This window comes from Janthinobacterium breve (genome assembly GCF_051380895.1).
Taxonomy (GTDB): domain Bacteria; phylum Pseudomonadota; class Gammaproteobacteria; order Burkholderiales; family Burkholderiaceae_D; genus Janthinobacterium.
In genome coordinates this window covers 204893-220896 of record NZ_JBNYXY010000005.1, presented here as the reverse complement: position 1 = coordinate 220896, position 16004 = coordinate 204893, and the positions used below count along the sequence as shown (strand labels likewise).

The 16004-nt window shown below is 60.7% G+C and carries 18 protein-coding genes; 14 read left to right on the top strand and 4 right to left on the bottom strand.

Annotated elements, in window-relative coordinates:
• Positions 1-49: 49 nt before the first annotated feature.
• The 7 genes from ACQ4W0_RS11310 to ACQ4W0_RS11280 all read left to right on the top strand — a co-directional run bounded on the left by ACQ4W0_RS11310 (position 50) and on the right by ACQ4W0_RS11280 (position 6444).
• On the top strand, positions 50-481 hold the full coding sequence (locus tag ACQ4W0_RS11310; protein WP_436576808.1) for a hypothetical protein: 432 nt from the start codon (positions 50-52) through the stop codon (positions 479-481).
• An 82-nt stretch (positions 482-563) separates the two neighbouring features.
• On the top strand, positions 564-2381 hold the full coding sequence (locus ACQ4W0_RS11305; RefSeq protein ID WP_436576807.1) for a DUF4153 domain-containing protein: 1818 nt from the start codon (positions 564-566) through the stop codon (positions 2379-2381).
• A 235-nt stretch (positions 2382-2616) separates the two neighbouring features.
• Positions 2617-3189 carry a hypothetical protein gene (locus tag ACQ4W0_RS11300; protein WP_436576806.1) on the top strand — a complete coding sequence of 191 codons (573 nt, stop codon included), beginning with the start codon at positions 2617-2619 and terminating at the stop codon, positions 3187-3189.
• A 96-nt stretch (positions 3190-3285) separates the two neighbouring features.
• Positions 3286-3576 (top strand): hypothetical protein, encoded by a 291-nt coding sequence (locus ACQ4W0_RS11295; protein ID WP_436576805.1) that lies wholly within the window; start codon positions 3286-3288, stop codon positions 3574-3576.
• Between the two features lie 120 nt (positions 3577-3696).
• A complete protein-coding gene (locus tag ACQ4W0_RS11290) occupies positions 3697-4104 on the top strand; it encodes a DUF7677 family protein (RefSeq protein WP_436576804.1) in 408 nt (135 codons plus the stop codon).
• A 144-nt stretch (positions 4105-4248) separates the two neighbouring features.
• Positions 4249-4728, top strand: coding sequence for a DUF4188 domain-containing protein (locus ACQ4W0_RS11285; RefSeq protein ID WP_436576803.1), 480 nt, complete (start codon positions 4249-4251; stop codon positions 4726-4728).
• Positions 4729-6045: 1317 nt separating this feature from the next.
• The gene (locus ACQ4W0_RS11280) at positions 6046-6444 is read left to right on the top strand and encodes a VOC family protein (RefSeq protein WP_436576802.1); all 399 of its coding nucleotides are present in this window, start codon (positions 6046-6048) and stop codon (positions 6442-6444) included.
• A 27-nt stretch (positions 6445-6471) separates the two neighbouring features.
• Here ACQ4W0_RS11280 and motA read toward each other — a convergent pair whose 3' ends face one another.
• On the bottom strand, positions 6472-7335 hold the full coding sequence (gene motA / locus ACQ4W0_RS11275) for a flagellar motor stator protein MotA (RefSeq protein WP_070255446.1): 864 nt from the start codon (positions 7333-7335) through the stop codon (positions 6472-6474).
• Positions 7336-7377: 42 nt separating this feature from the next.
• Complete coding sequence (locus ACQ4W0_RS11270) at positions 7378-8298, bottom strand: LysR family transcriptional regulator (protein WP_436576801.1); 921 nt, start codon at positions 8296-8298, stop codon at positions 7378-7380.
• Positions 8299-8395: 97 nt separating this feature from the next.
• On the opposite strand from ACQ4W0_RS11270, the gene ACQ4W0_RS11265 reads away from it, so the two are divergent.
• Entirely contained in the window at positions 8396-9565 is a 1170-nt protein-coding gene (locus ACQ4W0_RS11265) for a mandelate racemase/muconate lactonizing enzyme family protein (RefSeq protein WP_436576800.1), read from the top strand.
• A gap of 2 nt (positions 9566-9567) precedes the next feature.
• On the opposite strand, the gene ACQ4W0_RS11260 is transcribed toward ACQ4W0_RS11265, so the two are convergent.
• Both ACQ4W0_RS11260 and ACQ4W0_RS11255 read right to left on the bottom strand, forming a co-directional pair.
• Positions 9568-9930: a glyoxalase superfamily protein gene (locus ACQ4W0_RS11260; RefSeq protein ID WP_436576799.1), complete on the bottom strand. Its 363-nt coding sequence runs from the start codon at positions 9928-9930 to the stop codon at positions 9568-9570.
• A gap of 42 nt (positions 9931-9972) precedes the next feature.
• Positions 9973-10677: a hypothetical protein gene (locus ACQ4W0_RS11255; RefSeq protein ID WP_436576798.1), complete on the bottom strand. Its 705-nt coding sequence runs from the start codon at positions 10675-10677 to the stop codon at positions 9973-9975.
• A gap of 184 nt (positions 10678-10861) precedes the next feature.
• On the opposite strand from ACQ4W0_RS11255, the gene ACQ4W0_RS11250 reads away from it, so the two are divergent.
• The 6 genes from ACQ4W0_RS11250 (at position 10862) to ACQ4W0_RS11225 (ending at position 16002) form a co-directional block, all read left to right on the top strand.
• A complete protein-coding gene (locus ACQ4W0_RS11250; RefSeq protein ID WP_436576797.1) occupies positions 10862-11920 on the top strand; it encodes an Lnb N-terminal periplasmic domain-containing protein in 1059 nt (352 codons plus the stop codon).
• Positions 11921-12002: 82 nt separating this feature from the next.
• Positions 12003-13274 carry a DEAD/DEAH box helicase gene (locus tag ACQ4W0_RS11245; RefSeq protein WP_436576796.1) on the top strand — a complete coding sequence of 424 codons (1272 nt, stop codon included), beginning with the start codon at positions 12003-12005 and terminating at the stop codon, positions 13272-13274.
• A gap of 87 nt (positions 13275-13361) precedes the next feature.
• Positions 13362-13820, top strand: coding sequence for a hypothetical protein (locus tag ACQ4W0_RS11240; RefSeq protein ID WP_436576795.1), 459 nt, complete (start codon positions 13362-13364; stop codon positions 13818-13820).
• Between the two features lie 162 nt (positions 13821-13982).
• Positions 13983-14825 (top strand): response regulator, encoded by an 843-nt coding sequence (locus ACQ4W0_RS11235; protein ID WP_436576794.1) that lies wholly within the window; start codon positions 13983-13985, stop codon positions 14823-14825.
• The gene (locus ACQ4W0_RS11230; RefSeq protein ID WP_436576793.1) at positions 14822-15166 is read left to right on the top strand and encodes a hypothetical protein; all 345 of its coding nucleotides are present in this window, start codon (positions 14822-14824) and stop codon (positions 15164-15166) included. The genes ACQ4W0_RS11235 and ACQ4W0_RS11230 overlap by 4 nt, the downstream gene beginning before the upstream one ends.
• Entirely contained in the window at positions 15163-16002 is an 840-nt protein-coding gene (locus tag ACQ4W0_RS11225) for an HDOD domain-containing protein (RefSeq protein ID WP_436576792.1), read from the top strand. Before ACQ4W0_RS11230 ends, ACQ4W0_RS11225 begins: the two co-directional genes overlap by 4 nt.
• The last annotated feature ends 2 nt before the right edge of the window (positions 16003-16004 follow it).

Sequence of the window (16004 nt, the reverse complement as noted above, 5' to 3'; positions counted from 1 at the left end):
AGTGTACTCCAGCCTTGATCATGGATACTTTCCAATGACAGGAGTTGCCATGTTGTCTGTTTCCGCCTTTCGCCGCCTGGTGCGCGCCAGCGCCATTTATGATGTGCTCATGACGGCCGCATTCGCCACGCCGTGGACGTTTTTGCTGCTGCGCGAGCAACTGAGCACCCTCAACGTGCGCCTGGGCGGCGTGCCGCTGCCCCTCTTCGTGCCGTTTCACCTGCTCATCAGCAGCTTGCTGGGCAGCGTGGTGATGGTCTGGTCGGTGCTGCGCATCGTCGACCCGCAGCCGCGCTTTGGCCGCTATGACGCGGCGGCGCGCTACTTGTTTTCCACATGGATGGCGTGGGCCTTGCTGGTGACGGGCCAGCCCGTGCTGTGGCTGTTCATCGTGCCGGAACTGGCCTGGGGCCTCGCGCAAAGCCTGCCGCTGCGCCGCAGTGAAGGCGCGCCGCACGAATCGTTGTTGAGATGCCGATAACGAAATGCAATAATGGCCGTGCTTTACAGCAATAAACGACTCTAAGGGAATGACTATGCAGCAGGATGCCGCAGGAAAAAACATGGCGTTGCTCGATCCGGTGGTGGCGCCGCGCATCGCGGTGACGCGCCTGGTGACGGGCCTGCTGCAAGGCTTGCTGCTGTACTGGCTGTACTGCACGGCGCAAGACAAGGTGTGGCCCGCCACGGAAGCCTATCTGCTGGGGCCATTGATGCTGATCAGCTTGTTGCTGCCCATTTTGCTGGTCTCCAGCCTGGGCCACATGTCGGCGAAGCGCATCGCCCTGTGGATGACGGGTGCTGCCGCCGTGCTGGCCGTGCTGGCCTGGCATGACGTGGCGCGCGGCGCCGAGCACGTCATCTGGGGCAACTACAAGCCGGGCGCGCCGCTGCGCGTCATTTCCGCCCAGCTGTTCGGTTTTTGCGTGGTCGGTTTCTATATCGCCCACGCGCTGGTGCTGGCCAGCGCCCAGGATGGCCAGCGCATCGCCCGCTACCCCACATATTTTGAAATCGCCTGGAAGCTGGGCATCCAGCTGCTGTTTTCCCTGCTGTTCGTGCTGGGCCTGTGGCTGGTGCTGTGGCTGGGCGGACAATTGTTCCTGCTGATCAAGCTGAGTTTCCTGAAAAAGTTGCTGGGCCAGGCGTGGTTCGTGATTCCCGTCATCTGCTTCGCGTTTTCGTTCGCCATCCACATCACCGACGTGCGCCCGTCCATCGTGCGCGGCATCCGCACCTTGCTGCTGGTGCTGCTGTCGTGGCTGATGCCGATCGCCGCCGTGCTCGTCTCAGGTTTCCTGCTGACCCTGCCATTCATCGGCTTCGAGCGCCTGTGGGCCACGCGCCATGCGGCGTCCGTGCTGTTGGGCATGGCCGGCGTGCTGGTGGTGCTGATCAATGCCGCCTTCCAGAATGGCGAAGTGGGCCATGGCGTGGCGCGCGGCATCCGCCTGGGCACGCGCCTGGCCTGTCTGCTGCTGCCGTGGGTGGTGGGCATCGCCATCTATGCGCTGACCCTGCGCGTGATGTCGCATGGCTGGACGGCCGACCGCCTGATCGCCGCCGCCTGCCTGCTGGTCGCCACCTGCTACGCCGCCGGCTATGCCTGGGCGGCCAGCAAGTATGGCGACTGGCTGCACCTGATCGCCAACGTCAACGTGGCCACCGCCTTTGTCACCTTGCTGGTGCTGTTCGCGCTGTTCTCGCCGCTGGCGGACCCGGCGCGCATTTCCGTGGCCAGCCAGATGGCGCGCCTGGAGAGCGGCAAGGTTGGCGTGGACAAGTTCGATTTCGAATACCTGCGCTTCCAGGGCGCCCGCTATGGCCAGGCAGCCCTGCAGGAATTGAGCAAACGCACGACGGGCGCCGACGCAGCTGTCGTGCGGGCCCGCGCCGAGGCCATGCTCAAGCGCCAGAACCGCCTCGACGAGACGGGCGCGCTGAGCGACGTGTCGATCAACCTGACTCTGCGCCCTGCCACGGCGAAGTTGCCGGACAGCTTCCTGCGCCAGGACTGGACGCAAGTGAGCCCGGCCTGGCGCCTGCCCGCCTGTTTGAAGCGGGCAGGGCCGCAGTGCGACGCCTACCTGCTCGATTTCGATGGCGATGGCAAGCAGGACGTGCTGCTGATCAGCAATGACCCGCGCGCCTCGTCAGTCTTGCTGGCGGAGAAGGAGGATGGCAGCTGGACTGCGCGCGGGCAAATCCCCGTGGATGCCCTGCGCTGCAAGCCCTTGCGTGAGAAACTGCAGGCGGGCCAGTTCCAGCTGGTGCCACCGAAAGTGCGCGAACTGGAAGTCGATGGGCAGCGCGTGCCGATGACTCTATATACGCCAGAAGACGAGGTCAGCTGCCCGGATGAGACGACGCCGGGCCAGTAAATGGCAGCGAGAGGGCTTGGCGCGTCTAGTAAAGCCGTTTTCTTGCCGTGAAGGCAATAATTTCGTGCGCTGAGTCATTCTGATCGTCTGCTATCGGCCAGAAGCAGACATTCAAGTTAATGTGACAATGTGTGACTTTTCTCGCTTGGTAATTCGTTATGCTCACGGGCCGCTGGCGGCCCGAAGCGGACGCCGTGATATCGAATCCGTATGTCCACACGAGGAAACGAAGCCTATGAATAATTTTGAACAAATCTCTTACTGCCACATTAGTGCCGCGTTGGCAAACATCGATGCGTCGACCATTCCGGATATCTACGCATTGTCATTCTTCATTTACGATAACGACGACGATCCGCGTTATCCGGTTCTGCAACTTGGCTACAATACATTGACGCATTTGACGGAATGCACGTCCTCAGCGTCCGATTCCGCAGAAGCGAAATGGAACTTCGCCTTTTGGCTCCAGAACGAATTGAAATACATTGGTGAGCCCGGTACGGAAGGCGGCCAACTGCTGGAAGAGCTTCTGAAGGCACGAGGGCTTTGGTACTCAGATGAAGATGAGGAAGCCGACTTTGATCGGTGTATGCGTATTGGAAGCGACATCACCGCCTACTTTGTAGACGCATGCGTTCGGATCGCACAGGCACTTCATGAAAATGGCGTTATCGAACAGTACTTTTCACGCCCGATCCCGATTCTCGTGCATGAACTCGAATACTATGACGAGATTGCTATACAAACTCGATTGGCCAATCCGCCAGGTTTGGCGAAAGAATTTGAAGATTGGATCGCCAACATGTAATGGCATCTGTCCGCTATTTAGGGCGGAACCTACCAACGACAGCAGTCGGCCAAAAGCGGCCATTCATTCCAGTCCGTGTGAAACGTAAGATCAACAATGGAACGAGTTTCAGGCATATCGACAGCACCGAAGAAATTAGACGAGCTGCAGGAAATCGCCCGAGTGGCGACTCGTACTGCGCTCGACGGATACGAACCAATGCCCGAGGAGTGGGCGAAAAATCTAACCCTTGGAACGTTTTTCGATGGTGACGACCGAATTTTTGAGCTGTACATCGCCGCAGAAAAGCCAGCTGACGCGGTGGTAATCAGTACTGCACGGGTCAACCGAAAATCGAGAAATGTCGTGGTCACAATCTCAAATCTCACAGAGCGAAAGCGAAGCTAGTCTCTTAGTTGCTGAGGAATGGCTGCAATGGGGCGGAACCTGCCAACGACAGCAACCGACCAGGAGCAGCTATTCGCGTTGACTTGACAATGCGTGACTTTTCTCGCGTGGTAATTCGTTATGCTCACCGGCCGTTGGCGGCCGGGAGCAGACCTTGCAGTAAATGGAGTAGTGATAGAATTGTTTTCTAAGAAAGAACCTGCAGATAACTCGCTCCGGTTTCCGAAAAAACTGAGCCCTGAATTTTCTGGAGCACTACGGACGTTCAGTTTTTGGATAGCAAATAGAACTGTTGGGCTCCCTTTGCTTGAGGGAATCGATTACCGTTCAGCGATACTCGAATCACCAAGCCTGATGGAGCAAGCCTACGCAATCTTCGCGAACGTGATTGAACTTTCCGATGATGGGGTGCCAACGAACGCAGGATACGCGGAGGAGCGAGCTGCGCAATATATCCGTAGCTACTGTGACTCGACGTACGTGGTCGATCCGCCGTTCGAATATTGGGAACAGGAACTGTTCGGCTGACCTGCACATCAGAATAGTTAGCTTGCGGAACCGTGCGATAAAATGCGGCTACCAGCTTTAGACAGGGGTTCGCTTTGGGGCGGAACCTGCCCACGACCGCAATCGGCCAGAAGCGGACAATTACACTCGTTTGTAAGGAGCAGCATGATTCACCGTGAACGGCTCACCGCAACGATCGACGGCGACTTTGTCGTTTTCCTCATTGGCATGCGTCTTAATCAGCCATGGAAGGTGCACAAGTGGTGGCCAGTTGCCGCCGCGATGCCACGCATGATCAGCGAGCTGCGGCGTCAGCCGGAGTTGGGCTTGCTGCATGCGGAGATGTGGTTTTCAAGGACGCTTATTATGGTTCAGTACTGGCGCTCGATGGACCAATTGATGACCTATGCCACCAGTAGGCAGGCGGCTCATCTGCCTGCGTGGAAGGCGTTCAATCAATCTGTCGGTACTGATGGAACAGTCGGCATCTGGCACGAAACCTTCGCCGTAGCTGCCGGGGCTTACGAGAGCGTATATGTCAACATGCCTGCCTTTGGGCTGGGCCGTGCCGGCAGTCTGGAAGCGGCAACTGGGCACAAGCATTCAGCAGTGGAGCGGCTCGGCGCAGGCAAAAAGCCTGATTAGTGACGCAAGAGGCGTCCGCTAAGGAGCGGAACCTTCCGACGACCGCAACCGGCCAAAAGCGGAAGTTCACAACGTTCTTGAAGTGCAAATTGAGGTTGCCCTATGATTAGTAAAGAAAGCACTCCAGCAGCATGGGCCACACTGATGTACGAGCTTGAAGACGCGCAAGCACACTTGACCACGCTCATATCCGAGATGAGTAGCGAGGCTGACTACGGTGAGGTACATCTTCGCATTGACCTCGGCCATGTGTTTGCGCACTTGAACAGGGCTTGGCGTCTGCGTGATTTGACGGAAGACCTCGATAAAGAGCAGTGGCAGCGAGCTAGCCAATTTCCCATGGACTTAGACCCGATATAGTTCGTGGACGATGGGCTGAATTCGGCCATTACCAGCCGTTCGTAAGTTGTAGGGATGGATCGTATTTACCCGTTGCGATGGTGAAATGTGTGCCAATTTAGGAGGCTATTAAGATGCGGAAATTACTTATACTTCTACTGCTATCCGCAGCTCTTACAGGCTGTCGCGAAGAGATCCCATCCGTCGTTGCTGCGAACGTCGTCGACGGCGGCCTTTTTATGGGCCAGTTCGCCCTTAACGTCGATGGCCGGCCGCCCGAGGAATGGAGCTTAAACAGCTCTCAAATTGTAAAACTCGACACGTGGCTTCAACACCATCGTGATGGTTGGAATAAGCTGTTAGTGTCACCGCCACCACCGAGCCTCTCCGTAGTGCTGACTCATCCAGACGGCACACATTCACGAGTGGACTTTTTCAATACGAGCGACTATTGGAAGCACACGGTCGTTGTTCACGCGCCTTCTGCGAGTGATAACGGTACTCGAAACTTGAGCACACAGGACACGCAAGAGTTGTTGTTGATCCTGCAGAAGAATTCATAAGGCGCTTGTCGGCCAAAAGCTGCCATATACACCGTAAAATTCACTCCAAACATGCCTACTCCGATACAAGACGAAATTGCTCACTCAATTCTGGCCAATGAAAAAAGCAAGGCACATGTCAAAGCGGTGCTGAACTGCCCATCCTCATCAGTACCAACATTTCTTATCGCAGACTTGCGCTGACAGGCGCTGTCAGATGATGTAAGGTCTTGACGGGCCGGAGTCTGTCTCAAGTAGAAAGAGTTGGAAAGAATGCCGGTCTTGCGTGCATGGCATCGATCACGTCGTCTTGCCGTCACTTTTATTGATATATTAGAGGAACTATTCTTCGCAAGTGTGTCGATTTTGTGTGCCGTCATCCCTCGCAGGGATGAGGCACCGATTGCCGATTTCACCTTAACCGCAAGGAGGTGCCATGAACAAACAGATCATCCTCAACCTGCCCGTGAAGGACCTGGACAAATCCAAGGCCTTCTTTGCCGCTCTCGGCTTTTCCTTCAATCCCCGTTTTAGCGGCGAGAACGCGGCATTCATGAATATCGTCGACGGCGCCATCCAGGCCATGCTGACGAGCGAACCCTTCTTCCAGTCCCTGATCGACAAGCCGGTGGCGAATGCCAGGCAAGCCAATGAAGTCGTCATTTGCCTCAGTTGCGAAAGCCGGGAAGAGGTGGACAGCCTGATCGCCAAGGCCTTAGCTGCCGGTGGCCGCATACCGCATCCGCCCGAGGACCATGGCTTCATGTACGACCAGGGCTTCGAAGATATCGATGGCCACCTGTGGAACCTGGTCTGGACGGCGCCGGAAGCCTGACGCGTCGAGCAAGTGAAGCAGGCCCAATCAGTTCTTCGTGCGCACCTGGCGCACGTGGTTTTCCAGTTCGCTGAACGAGGGGCGTTCCGTGGCGGAAATGACCTTGCGGCCGAATTCCACGGCCAGCGCCGGCGCATAGCCGTTCAGGCTGGCCAATAAGGTCACTTTCACGCACTGGTACATCTTCGCCGTTTCATGGTGCTTGCGGCGCAGCAAGCTGGCCAGCGGCGCGATGAAGCCGTAGGCTAGCAGGATGCCGATGAAGGTGCCCACCAGCGCCTGCGCGATCAGGACGCCCAGCTCGGCCGGCGGCAAGCCCACGGACGCCATGGTATGCACCACGCCCATCACGGCGGCGACAATGCCGAAGGCGGGCATGGCGTCGGCCAGCTGCGAAATCGTCTGGATCGGCATTTCCGCATCTTCATGGTGCGTCTCGATCTCGTTATCCATCAGGTTTTCGATCTGGTAAGCGTCCATATTGCCCGACACCATCAGGCGCAGGTAATCGGTGATGAATTCCAGGATGTGCTCGTCACCGAGCGTGTACGGGTATTTCACGAAGATGGGGCTGCGGTACGGGTCGTCGATATCGTCCTCGACCGACATCAAGCCTTCCTTGCGGATCTTGCTGAGGATTTCATACATCAGCCCCATCAGTTCCATATAGCGCGCCTTCGTGTATTGCGAACCGTGGAACAGGGTGGGCAGGGCGGCGAATGTGGCGCGGATGGCCTTGGCGTCATTGCCGACAAAGAAGGTGCCCAGCGCGGCGCCGCCGATCATCAGCAATTCCAGCGGCTGGAACAGGGCCGCCAGGTGGCCGCCCTGCATGGCGAAGCCGCCGAAGACGGAAAACAGCACGACGAGAAATCCGAGTATGACTAGCAAAACTTACTCCTTCATAATATTGCCATATCGCAATATTGTAGTTTAACCTGATTCGACCGCCGTGGCCGCTTCCGGCTGCAACTGCTGGCCGAGAAAATTGATAAAAGCGCGCACTTTGGCGGGCAACTGGTGGCGGCTGGGGTAATAGGCATACAAGTCGGCTGGCGCCAGCGCGTAGTCGGCCAGCACCACGCGCAGGCGGCCGCTGTCGAGGTAGCGGGCCAAATCCCATTCCGAGCGCAGCAGGATGCCGTGCCCGTCCAGCGCCCAGCCCAGCACCACGTCGCCATCGTTGCTGGACACCGTGCCGCGCACCTTGACGGTGTGGGTGGCGCGGCCCTTACTCAGGCGCCAGATGCCGTAGGCGTCATCGTTTTGGCGGTGCACGATGCAGCGGTGCTGCGCCAGTTCGTCGGGGGTTTGCGGCGTGCCGTGCGCCTGCAGATAGGCGGGCGAGGCGCACAGGAAGCGCCGGTTCGACATGATGCGCCGCGCCGACAAACGCGTGTCGGGCAAGTCGCCGAAGCGGATGCCCAGGTCATATGCCTGTTCCACCAGGTTGATGGGGCTGTCCGTCAGTTGCAGCTGCACTTCCAGCTGCGGATGGCGCAGGGCGAATTGCGACAGCAGGGGCGCGATTACCGTGCGGCCGAACCCCAGGGTGGCGTTCACGCGCAGCAGCCCGCGCGGTTCGGCGCTGCCGCTGGCCAAGGACTCTTCCATGGCGCGGATATCGTCGAGGATGTGCCGCGCCTGTTGCAAATAGCTTTCGCCGTCGCCCGTCAGGCTGATGCGCCGCGTGCTGCGGTTCAAGAGGCGCACGCCCAGCCGCTGCTCCATCAGCGCCAGGCGCTTGCTGACGGCCGGCGGCGTGATACCCAGCTCGCGCGCCGTGGCCGACAGGCTGCCCAGCTTGGCCAGCAGCACAAAAAAGGCCATTTCCGTGGTGGCGTCGCTTTTCATTGTTAACTTCAAGTGAAGAATGGTTTAAATTACAGTCGATTATACGACTTGGTTTAACGATATTCTCGTGTTATTCGTTCAATGACAGGAGACCCGCATGAAAATCGTCGACATCCGCGAAAAGACCATCCCCATCTCGTCGCCCATCCGCAATGCCTACATCGATTTCACGAAGATGACGTTGAGCCTGGTGGCCATCGTCACGGATGTGATGCGCGACGGCAAGCCCGTCGTCGGCTATGGTTTCAATTCGAATGGCCGCTATGGCCAGGGCATGCTGATGCGTGAGCGTTTCATTCCCCGCATCCTCGACGCCGACCCCGCCTCGCTCGTCACGGATGACGGCACCAACCTCGACCCGCACAAGGTGTGGGACTGCATGTATACGAATGAAAAACCGGGCGGCCACGGCGAGCGTTCGGTAGCCATCGGCACCATCGACATGGCCATCTGGGATGCCGTGGCGAAGATCGAAAACAAGCCATTGTTCCAGTTGCTGGCCGAGCGCCACGGCACGGGCGTGCCCGATAAAAAAGTCTTCGTGTATGCGGCGGGCGGCTATTACTATCCGGGCCAGAGCCTGTCCGCCCTGCAGGACGAGATGCGCAGCTATGTCGACCGCGGCTACACGGTGGTCAAGAAAAAGATCGGTGGCGCCTCGCTGGACGAGGACTTGCGCCGCATCGACGCCATCATGGAAGTGCTGCAGGATGGGCAGAAGCTGTGCGTGGACGCGAACGGCCGCTTCGATTTGGACACTTCGATCGCCTACGCCAAGGCGCTGCGCCAGTATGACCTGTTCTGGTATGAAGAGGCGGGTGATCCGCTCGACTTCGAGCTGCAAGCCACCTTGCGCAGCTACTATGACAAGCCCATGGCGACGGGCGAAAACCTGTTTTCCATGCAGGATGCGCGCAACCTGATCCGCTACGGCGGCCTGCGCGCCGACCGCGACTGGCTGCAGTTCGACTGTGCCCTCAGCTACGGCCTGGTGGAATACCTGCGCATCCTGGACATGTTGCACCAGCACGGCTGGTCGCGCAGCCGCTGCATTCCGCACGGCGGGCACCAGATGTCCTTGAATATCGCCGCGGGCCTGGGCCTGGGCGGCAATGAATCGTACCCGGATTTATTCCAGCCGTTCGGCGGTTTTCCCGATGGCGTGCGCGTGGAAAACGGCCACATCACCATGCCGGATCTCGTCGGCATTGGTTTCGAGGGCAAGGCGAACCTGTATGCGGAAATGCGCGCGCTGAGCGGGCAATAGCGTTATGTGCTGCGCTGCCAGAAGCGCAGCCGGTTGCCGAACGGGTCCGCCACTTCCAGGATGCGGCCCCAGTCCTCGTCGCGGACGCCGGGCCGTGCATACGGGTAATCCTTGGCCTGCAGCTCCGCGTGCAGGGCGGCGATGTCATCGACGGGGATCAGCAGCGCCGCGCCGGGCGTGGCGTCGCCGTAGTGTTCGGACAGGTGCAGCACCAGATCGCCCCGCGTCACCTGCAGGTACAGCGGCGCCGTGGGCTCGAAGCGGTGCTGCCAGTCCAGGGTAAAACCGAGGAAATCGAGGTAGAACTCGCGCGCCTTGGCTTCGGAAAAGCTGCGCAGGATAGGGATGGCGGGGGACAGTTGCATGGCGGCCCTTTCAACAAAGGTGGCAAGACCCTTATTCTAGCCTCAGGCCAGCGCCTGCCGTTTGATCTGCGCGGCGGGACTGGTCTTCTCCCAGCGGAACAGCCACATGATGATCAGCTTGGTCGTGGCGCTGACGCAGGCGAGCAGCAACAGGGGCCAGCCTGTTTTCAGCCCCATGACGCAGGCAAAGAAAATGGTGCTGATATCCATCGCCAGGATGAACTGGCTCATTGTCAACGATACGGCGCCCGTCTTGCCCGAGCGCCAGATCAAGCGGATCTGGTGCGCATAGCCTTGCGCCAGCAGCACGGTGACGGCGACGATCAGGCTTTGCGACAGCACGCGCTTTTCGTCGCTGAACGTGGGGCCGAAGGCCAGCCCCGCCACGCCCGCACCCAGCAGCAGCGCGCAGGCCAGCAGCGCATTGCGCGATGTCAAACTGCCGCGGTCGCGGTTAATTTCATACAGGATGCCCAGCGCGATCAGCGCAGCGATCAGGCGCGGCCAGACGATGTAATGGTTGAACGGCGTGATCGAATAGCCGTACACAAAGAACGCGCAATAAGCGAGGAAGCTGACGCTGAACTGGTTGATCGACAGGATGTCCGTCGTCTTGCCGGCGCCAATGCCGGCATCGCGCTTGCGCCGCCAGATCTTTTGCAGCTGCGACCACAGGCCAAGCAGGCTGACGACGATGAAGAGGGAATTGAGGCTGCCGGCGAGGGCGTACAGGGAAGGGGCTTGCAAAGGTGTCTCCTGGAATGAGCAAGGCAAGGCTGCAGGGGCGGCCTGTCTTGTCTATACATTTTATTTGGGCAATATGCTCTCATGAAATAAATTAGCAGGCAAGCAATGATTTTGCGGCCACAGCCTGTTGCAGCAGTACTTGCCTGGACGCACCTGTTCCTGCGCTTGCCCTTATAATCAGGGCATGACTTTCTTATCACCTCGTGCCCGCTCCGTGCTGGGCAGCATCGGCAAAATGGCCGTTTCACTGATTCTCCTGTTGACTGCACTGTGGGGTGCGCTGGCGCTGTGGTACCAGCTCTCTGGTGGCACGGCGGCGCAAGCCATCGGCGCCCTGCTGTGGGGTGCGCTGGGCGTGGCCAGCGTGGTGCTGTGGTGGACGCGCGGCGATGTGCGCGTGCTGCTGCCGTATGCAGCCGGTTTCGTGCTGCTGCTCTTGTGGTGGAGCCTGATCACGCCGAAGCAGCAGCGCGTGTGGGCCGACGACGTGGCGCGCAATGTCACGGGCAAGGTGACGGGCAATCGGGTTACCCTGGACAATGTGCGCAATTTCGACTGGCGCAGCGATGACGATTATACGGTCCAGTGGGAGCAGCGCAGCTACGACCTCGACGAGCTGCGCACGGTGGATACGGCGCTGTCATACTGGACGGGCCCCTACATTGCGCATACCCTGATCTCGTTCGGCTTTGCCGACGGCCGCTTCCTGACGTTTTCCATCGAGATCCGCAAGGAAAAGGGCGAGAGCTTTTCCGCCATCGGTGGCTTTTTCAAGCATTTCGAGATGAGCCTGATCGCTGCCGACGAGCGCGACATCCTGCGCGTGCGCACGAATGCGCGGGGCGAAGACATGCATCTGTACCGTGTGATGATGCCGAAAGCGGCCATGCGCTCGCTGTTCCTGGCCTACCTGGACGAAGCGCAAGCGTTGAAGGCCAAGCCGCAGTTCTACAATACCCTGACGGCCAACTGCACCACCATCGTCTTCGAGATGGTGCGCCGCATCGTGCCGGGCCTGCCGTTCGACTACCGGCTGATGGCCTCGGGCTACCTGGACCGCTATCTGTTCGACGTCAAGGGCCTGGTGCCGGGCTTTACCTTCCAGCAGTTGCGTGACGGCGGCCACATCACGGCGCGCGCGCGGGCCGCGAATGACGACGCGGATTTTTCGCACGCGATCCGCCGCGGCATGCCAGGCTATGACGAAGCCGGCTTTCCGAAGCTGCAAATGCCACGTCAGTAGCGGTCTGCCTTATACTGTCGCAATTCCGACCGGCCGCCATTCGCGGCCGGTCTCACTTTACGAATATACAAGAAGGCCCGCTATGCCATTTTCCTCACTGGGTCTGATTCCCGCCCTGGTCCGCGCCGTTGACAAGGCCGGCTATGCCGCGCCGACGGCCATCCAGGCGGCCGCCATTCCCGCCATCCTGCGTGGCAGCGATGTGCTGGGGGCGGCCCAGACGGGTTCCGGCAAGACGGCCGCCTACGCGCTGCCGTTGCTGCAGGCGCTGATGGCGCCCGCTTCCGGCCCGCGCCAGGTGCGCGCGCTGATCCTCGTGCCCACGCGCGAGCTGGCGGCGCAGGTGGGGCAGACGGTACACGCGCTGGCCAAGCCGCTGCCCGTCAAATTGAAGATTTCCGTGCTGTTCGGCGGCGTGTCGATCAATCCGCAGATGATGGACTTGCGCGGCGGCGCCGATATCGTCGTCGCCACGCCGGGCCGCCTGCTGGACCTGGTGCGCCAGAACGCCGTGAAACTGGGCGGCGTGTCGCTGTGCGTGCTCGACGAGGCCGACCGTTTGCTGGACATGGGTTTTAGCGAGGAAATCAACGCGATTCTGGCGCTGCTGCCCAAGCAGCGGCAAAACCTGTTTTTCTCCGCCACCTTCCCCGACAGCGTGCAGGCGCTGGCCGACAGCCTGCTCAAGGAACCCGTGCGCATCGAGGTGGCGTCCGAACCGCAGGACAAGCCCGACATCGTGCAGCGCGCCATCACGGTCGACGTGCCGCGCCGCACGCAGTTGCTGCGCTACCTGATCCTGCAGCAGCAGTGGGACAGGGTGCTGGTGTTTGTCGCCACCAAGTACGCGGCCGAACACGTGGCCGACAAGCTGCAGCGCGCGGGCCTGCACGTGGGCGCCTTCCATGGCGAATTCAGCCAGGGTACGCGCAGCCAGTTGCTGGCCAACTTCAAGGCGGGGCGTTTGCAGGTGCTGGTGGCCACCGACGTGGCCGCGCGCGGCATCGACATCGCCGGGCTGCCGGCCGTCGTCAATTACGACTTGCCCCGTTCTGCCATCGACTACACGCACCGCATCGGCCGCACGGGCCGCGCCGGCGAAAGCGGCACGGCCATCAGTTTTGTGACTGCCGACACGGAAGCGCATTTCCGCCTGATCGAAAACCGCAACGACTTGCGCATCGTGCGCGAAGTGGTGGCCGGTTTCGAGCCGACGGAATTGCCCGCGCCGGTGAGCACCGTCACGGACACGGTGAATGGCGGCGTGAAGGGCGCGCGTAAAAGCAAGAAAGACAAATTGCGCGAAGCTGCAGCCATGGCTGCCAGGGCTGCCAGGGCGGCCGAGGGTAATTAAATCCGCCTTATGTGCGCTAGCCGCTTGAACGGCCAGCCATCCCGGACTAAGATTGTGTTTCTATAAAGCAAGGGGATGGGAATGCACATGACATTCATCAAACGCGCGGGCGCACTGGCTTGCGCGCTGGCGCTGGCGGGCTGTGCCGGCATGGGCGGGAACAATGGCACGAGCGGCATGCAGATGCCGGGTAAGACGTCGGCCGATGCGGCCGTGGCCGCCACCTGGTACAACCCGCCCAGCGAATTTCCCGGTATTTGCCTGACCCAGTTCAAGGATGGCAGCCTGCGTTTCGACGGCGGCTTCGCCTTTTTCAACCCGGGTCGCTGGGCGTATGATGCGGCTGCGTCCGAACTGCGCCTGGAACTGGCGCCGACGCCATCGTTGGAACTGGCGCACGCGCAAACGGTGTTGCACAAGAATCTGCTGAGGGTCGAGGCGGCCAGGAACACGCTGGTGTACGCCGTGAAGGACGATACGCAAGCCATCGGCCTGGGCGGCTTTGTGTTTTACCGCGACACACCTTGCCCGGCACGGCGCGGATAAGTGCCGGATAAGTGCCATACAGGAACATTTAGTCGTATAATTTCAGCGCAAGCTGGCTGCCGCGCAAGATTGTGCCGCGCGGCAGATTACCGCTCCAGGCAAGCTCCCATATCGCTGTGGCGATGAGAGGATGGTCCGATGGATGTGCACGACGAGCATGGTATGCCAGGGACTGCGGTGCTGGCGGCGGATGCCGTGCAGCAGGCTGCGGTGCAGCCGGGCACCTTGCTGTTGGTCGATGACGAGCCGAATATCCTCGCTTCCCTCAAGCGCCTGCTGCGGCGCGATGCCTACCATATCCTCACGGCCGGCAGCGGCCAGGAAGGGCTGGACGTGCTGGCCAGGCATGCGGTCGACGTGATCGTGTCGGACCAGCGCATGCCCGGCATGCTGGGCGCTGACTTCCTGCGCAAGGCTAAGCTGCTGTGTCCGCAAACCATACGCATCATGTTGTCGGGCTATACCGAATTGCAGGCCGTCACGGATGCCGTCAACGAGGGCGCCATCTTCAAATTCCTCACCAAGCCGTGGGAAGACCATCAGTTGCGCGAGCATATCGCCGAAGCCTTCCGCCTGAAGGGCATCGACGATGACAATGTGCGCCTGAATGTCCAGCTGCGTGACGCCAACCAGGCGCTGGCGGCCGCCAATGCGGCCATGCAGGCGCTGGTGAGCCAGCAGCAGCACCAGATCAGCCGCGACGAGGTCAGCCTGGGCATTGCGCGCGAATTGCTGCAATTCTTACCTTTGCCCGTGATCGGACTCGACGAGGATGGCATGATCGCCTTCATCAACGCGGCGGCGGAAAATCTGTTCGAGCGGGGCGCGGCCTTGCTGGGCAACGAGGCGGCGCTGGTCCTGCCGCAGCTGTTCGACGGGCAGGGCGCGCCCTGCCTGGCCGCCATCGATGGCCAGCCGTATGCCGTGGCCGTCCATCCCATGGGCTTGCATTCGCGCTCGCGCGGCAGCCTGGTCACCCTGAGTCGTCATGGAGTTGGTACATGAGTGAAAGCGTGAGTGAAAGCGGACGCGAGATTTCCATGGAGCAGGCACAGGAAGGCATGGTGCTGGCGCAGGCGCTGAACGACGCCAGCGGCGCCGTGCTGCTGGCTCAGGGCGCAACCCTGACGGCGGCCAGCCTGACGGCCTTGCGCCGGCGCAATGTGGAGCGCTGCTACGTCGTCATGGAAGCGGCGTTTGACCCGGCCGCGCAGGCGCATGCCGAGCAGGAACGGGTGCGCCGCCTGGAACGGCTGGCCGTGCTGTTTCGCGCCACGCCGCCCGACTCCGCGGGGGCGGAACTGCTGGCGCTGCTGCAGCGCTACCGGCAAGGGAGCGGGGCATGACACGGCTCAGTTTTGAACATATCATCCGCCAGATCCAGGAATTGCCGTCGCTACCGGTGGTCGTGCTGGAACTGCTGTCGAGCATGGACCAGGACGATACGGACGTGCATGTGCTGGCGCAAAAGATCGAGCTGGACCAGGCTTTGGCGGCGAAGACCTTGCGCATCGCCAATTCCTCGTTCTACGGCATGCAATCGAAGGTCACCAGCATTCCGCAAGCCGTTTCCGTGCTGGGCTTTCACAGCATCCGCACCGTCGTCACGGCCTGCGCCCTGACGGGCAGCTTCGCGCCGGTGAACGGCGGCTTCGATTTCCAGGCGTTCTGGCGCCATTCGCTGGCCACGGCCATCGCTGCGCGCCTGCTGGCGCCGCACCTGCGCGTCAATCCCGAAACGGCGTTCACGGCCGGCCTGCTGCACGACCTGGGCACGCTGGTGCTGGTGACGCGCTTCCCGGCCGAGCATGCGCTCGTGCGCAGCTACCGCCAGGCGCATGACTGCCAGATGGCCGATGCCGAACTGGCCGTCATCGGCATCGATCACGCGCAGGTGGGCAGCGCCCTGGCCGCTTACTGGAAGTTTCCCGAGGCGATACAGCAGGCGGTGGCCGACCACCACGCCATCGACCGGCTGGAGGCGGGCGGCTTGCCGCTGGCCGTGCATATGGCCAATGCCGTCGCCCTTGCGCTCGATCTGGCCGGTATCGACGACGCACTGGTGCCGCCCGTTTCGCCCGCAGTCTGGCGCAGCCTGGCTCTGGACGAGCAAGCCTGGTTTGCGCTGCTGCTGCAAACGGAACATACCTTTGATGAAATGTCGCGGATCATGCTGGCATGAAC

Excerpts from the sequence above, each read along its gene's own strand:
- ACQ4W0_RS11270 (WP_436576801.1), bottom strand. The coding sequence starts at position 8,298 with ATGAAAAGCGACGCCACCACGGAAATGGCCTTTTTTGTGCTGCTGGCC.
- ACQ4W0_RS11230 (WP_436576793.1), top strand. The coding sequence starts at position 14,822 with ATGAGTGAAAGCGTGAGTGAAAGCGGACGCGAGATTTCCATGGAGCAG.
- ACQ4W0_RS11285 (WP_436576803.1), top strand. The coding sequence starts at position 4,249 with ATGATTCACCGTGAACGGCTCACCGCAACGATCGACGGCGACTTTGTC.
- ACQ4W0_RS11295 (WP_436576805.1), top strand. The coding sequence starts at position 3,286 with ATGGAACGAGTTTCAGGCATATCGACAGCACCGAAGAAATTAGACGAG.
- ACQ4W0_RS11280 (WP_436576802.1), top strand. The coding sequence starts at position 6,046 with ATGAACAAACAGATCATCCTCAACCTGCCCGTGAAGGACCTGGACAAA.
- ACQ4W0_RS11245 (WP_436576796.1), top strand. The coding sequence starts at position 12,003 with ATGCCATTTTCCTCACTGGGTCTGATTCCCGCCCTGGTCCGCGCCGTT.
- ACQ4W0_RS11300 (WP_436576806.1), top strand. The coding sequence starts at position 2,617 with ATGAATAATTTTGAACAAATCTCTTACTGCCACATTAGTGCCGCGTTG.
- ACQ4W0_RS11310 (WP_436576808.1), top strand. The coding sequence starts at position 50 with ATGTTGTCTGTTTCCGCCTTTCGCCGCCTGGTGCGCGCCAGCGCCATT.
- ACQ4W0_RS11240 (WP_436576795.1), top strand. The coding sequence starts at position 13,362 with ATGACATTCATCAAACGCGCGGGCGCACTGGCTTGCGCGCTGGCGCTG.
- ACQ4W0_RS11235 (WP_436576794.1), top strand. The coding sequence starts at position 13,983 with ATGCCAGGGACTGCGGTGCTGGCGGCGGATGCCGTGCAGCAGGCTGCG.
- ACQ4W0_RS11265 (WP_436576800.1), top strand. The coding sequence starts at position 8,396 with ATGAAAATCGTCGACATCCGCGAAAAGACCATCCCCATCTCGTCGCCC.
- ACQ4W0_RS11305 (WP_436576807.1), top strand. The coding sequence starts at position 564 with ATGGCGTTGCTCGATCCGGTGGTGGCGCCGCGCATCGCGGTGACGCGC.
- ACQ4W0_RS11250 (WP_436576797.1), top strand. The coding sequence starts at position 10,862 with ATGACTTTCTTATCACCTCGTGCCCGCTCCGTGCTGGGCAGCATCGGC.
- ACQ4W0_RS11290 (WP_436576804.1), top strand. The coding sequence starts at position 3,697 with ATGCTCACCGGCCGTTGGCGGCCGGGAGCAGACCTTGCAGTAAATGGA.
- ACQ4W0_RS11260 (WP_436576799.1), bottom strand. The coding sequence starts at position 9,930 with ATGCAACTGTCCCCCGCCATCCCTATCCTGCGCAGCTTTTCCGAAGCC.
- ACQ4W0_RS11225 (WP_436576792.1), top strand. The coding sequence starts at position 15,163 with ATGACACGGCTCAGTTTTGAACATATCATCCGCCAGATCCAGGAATTG.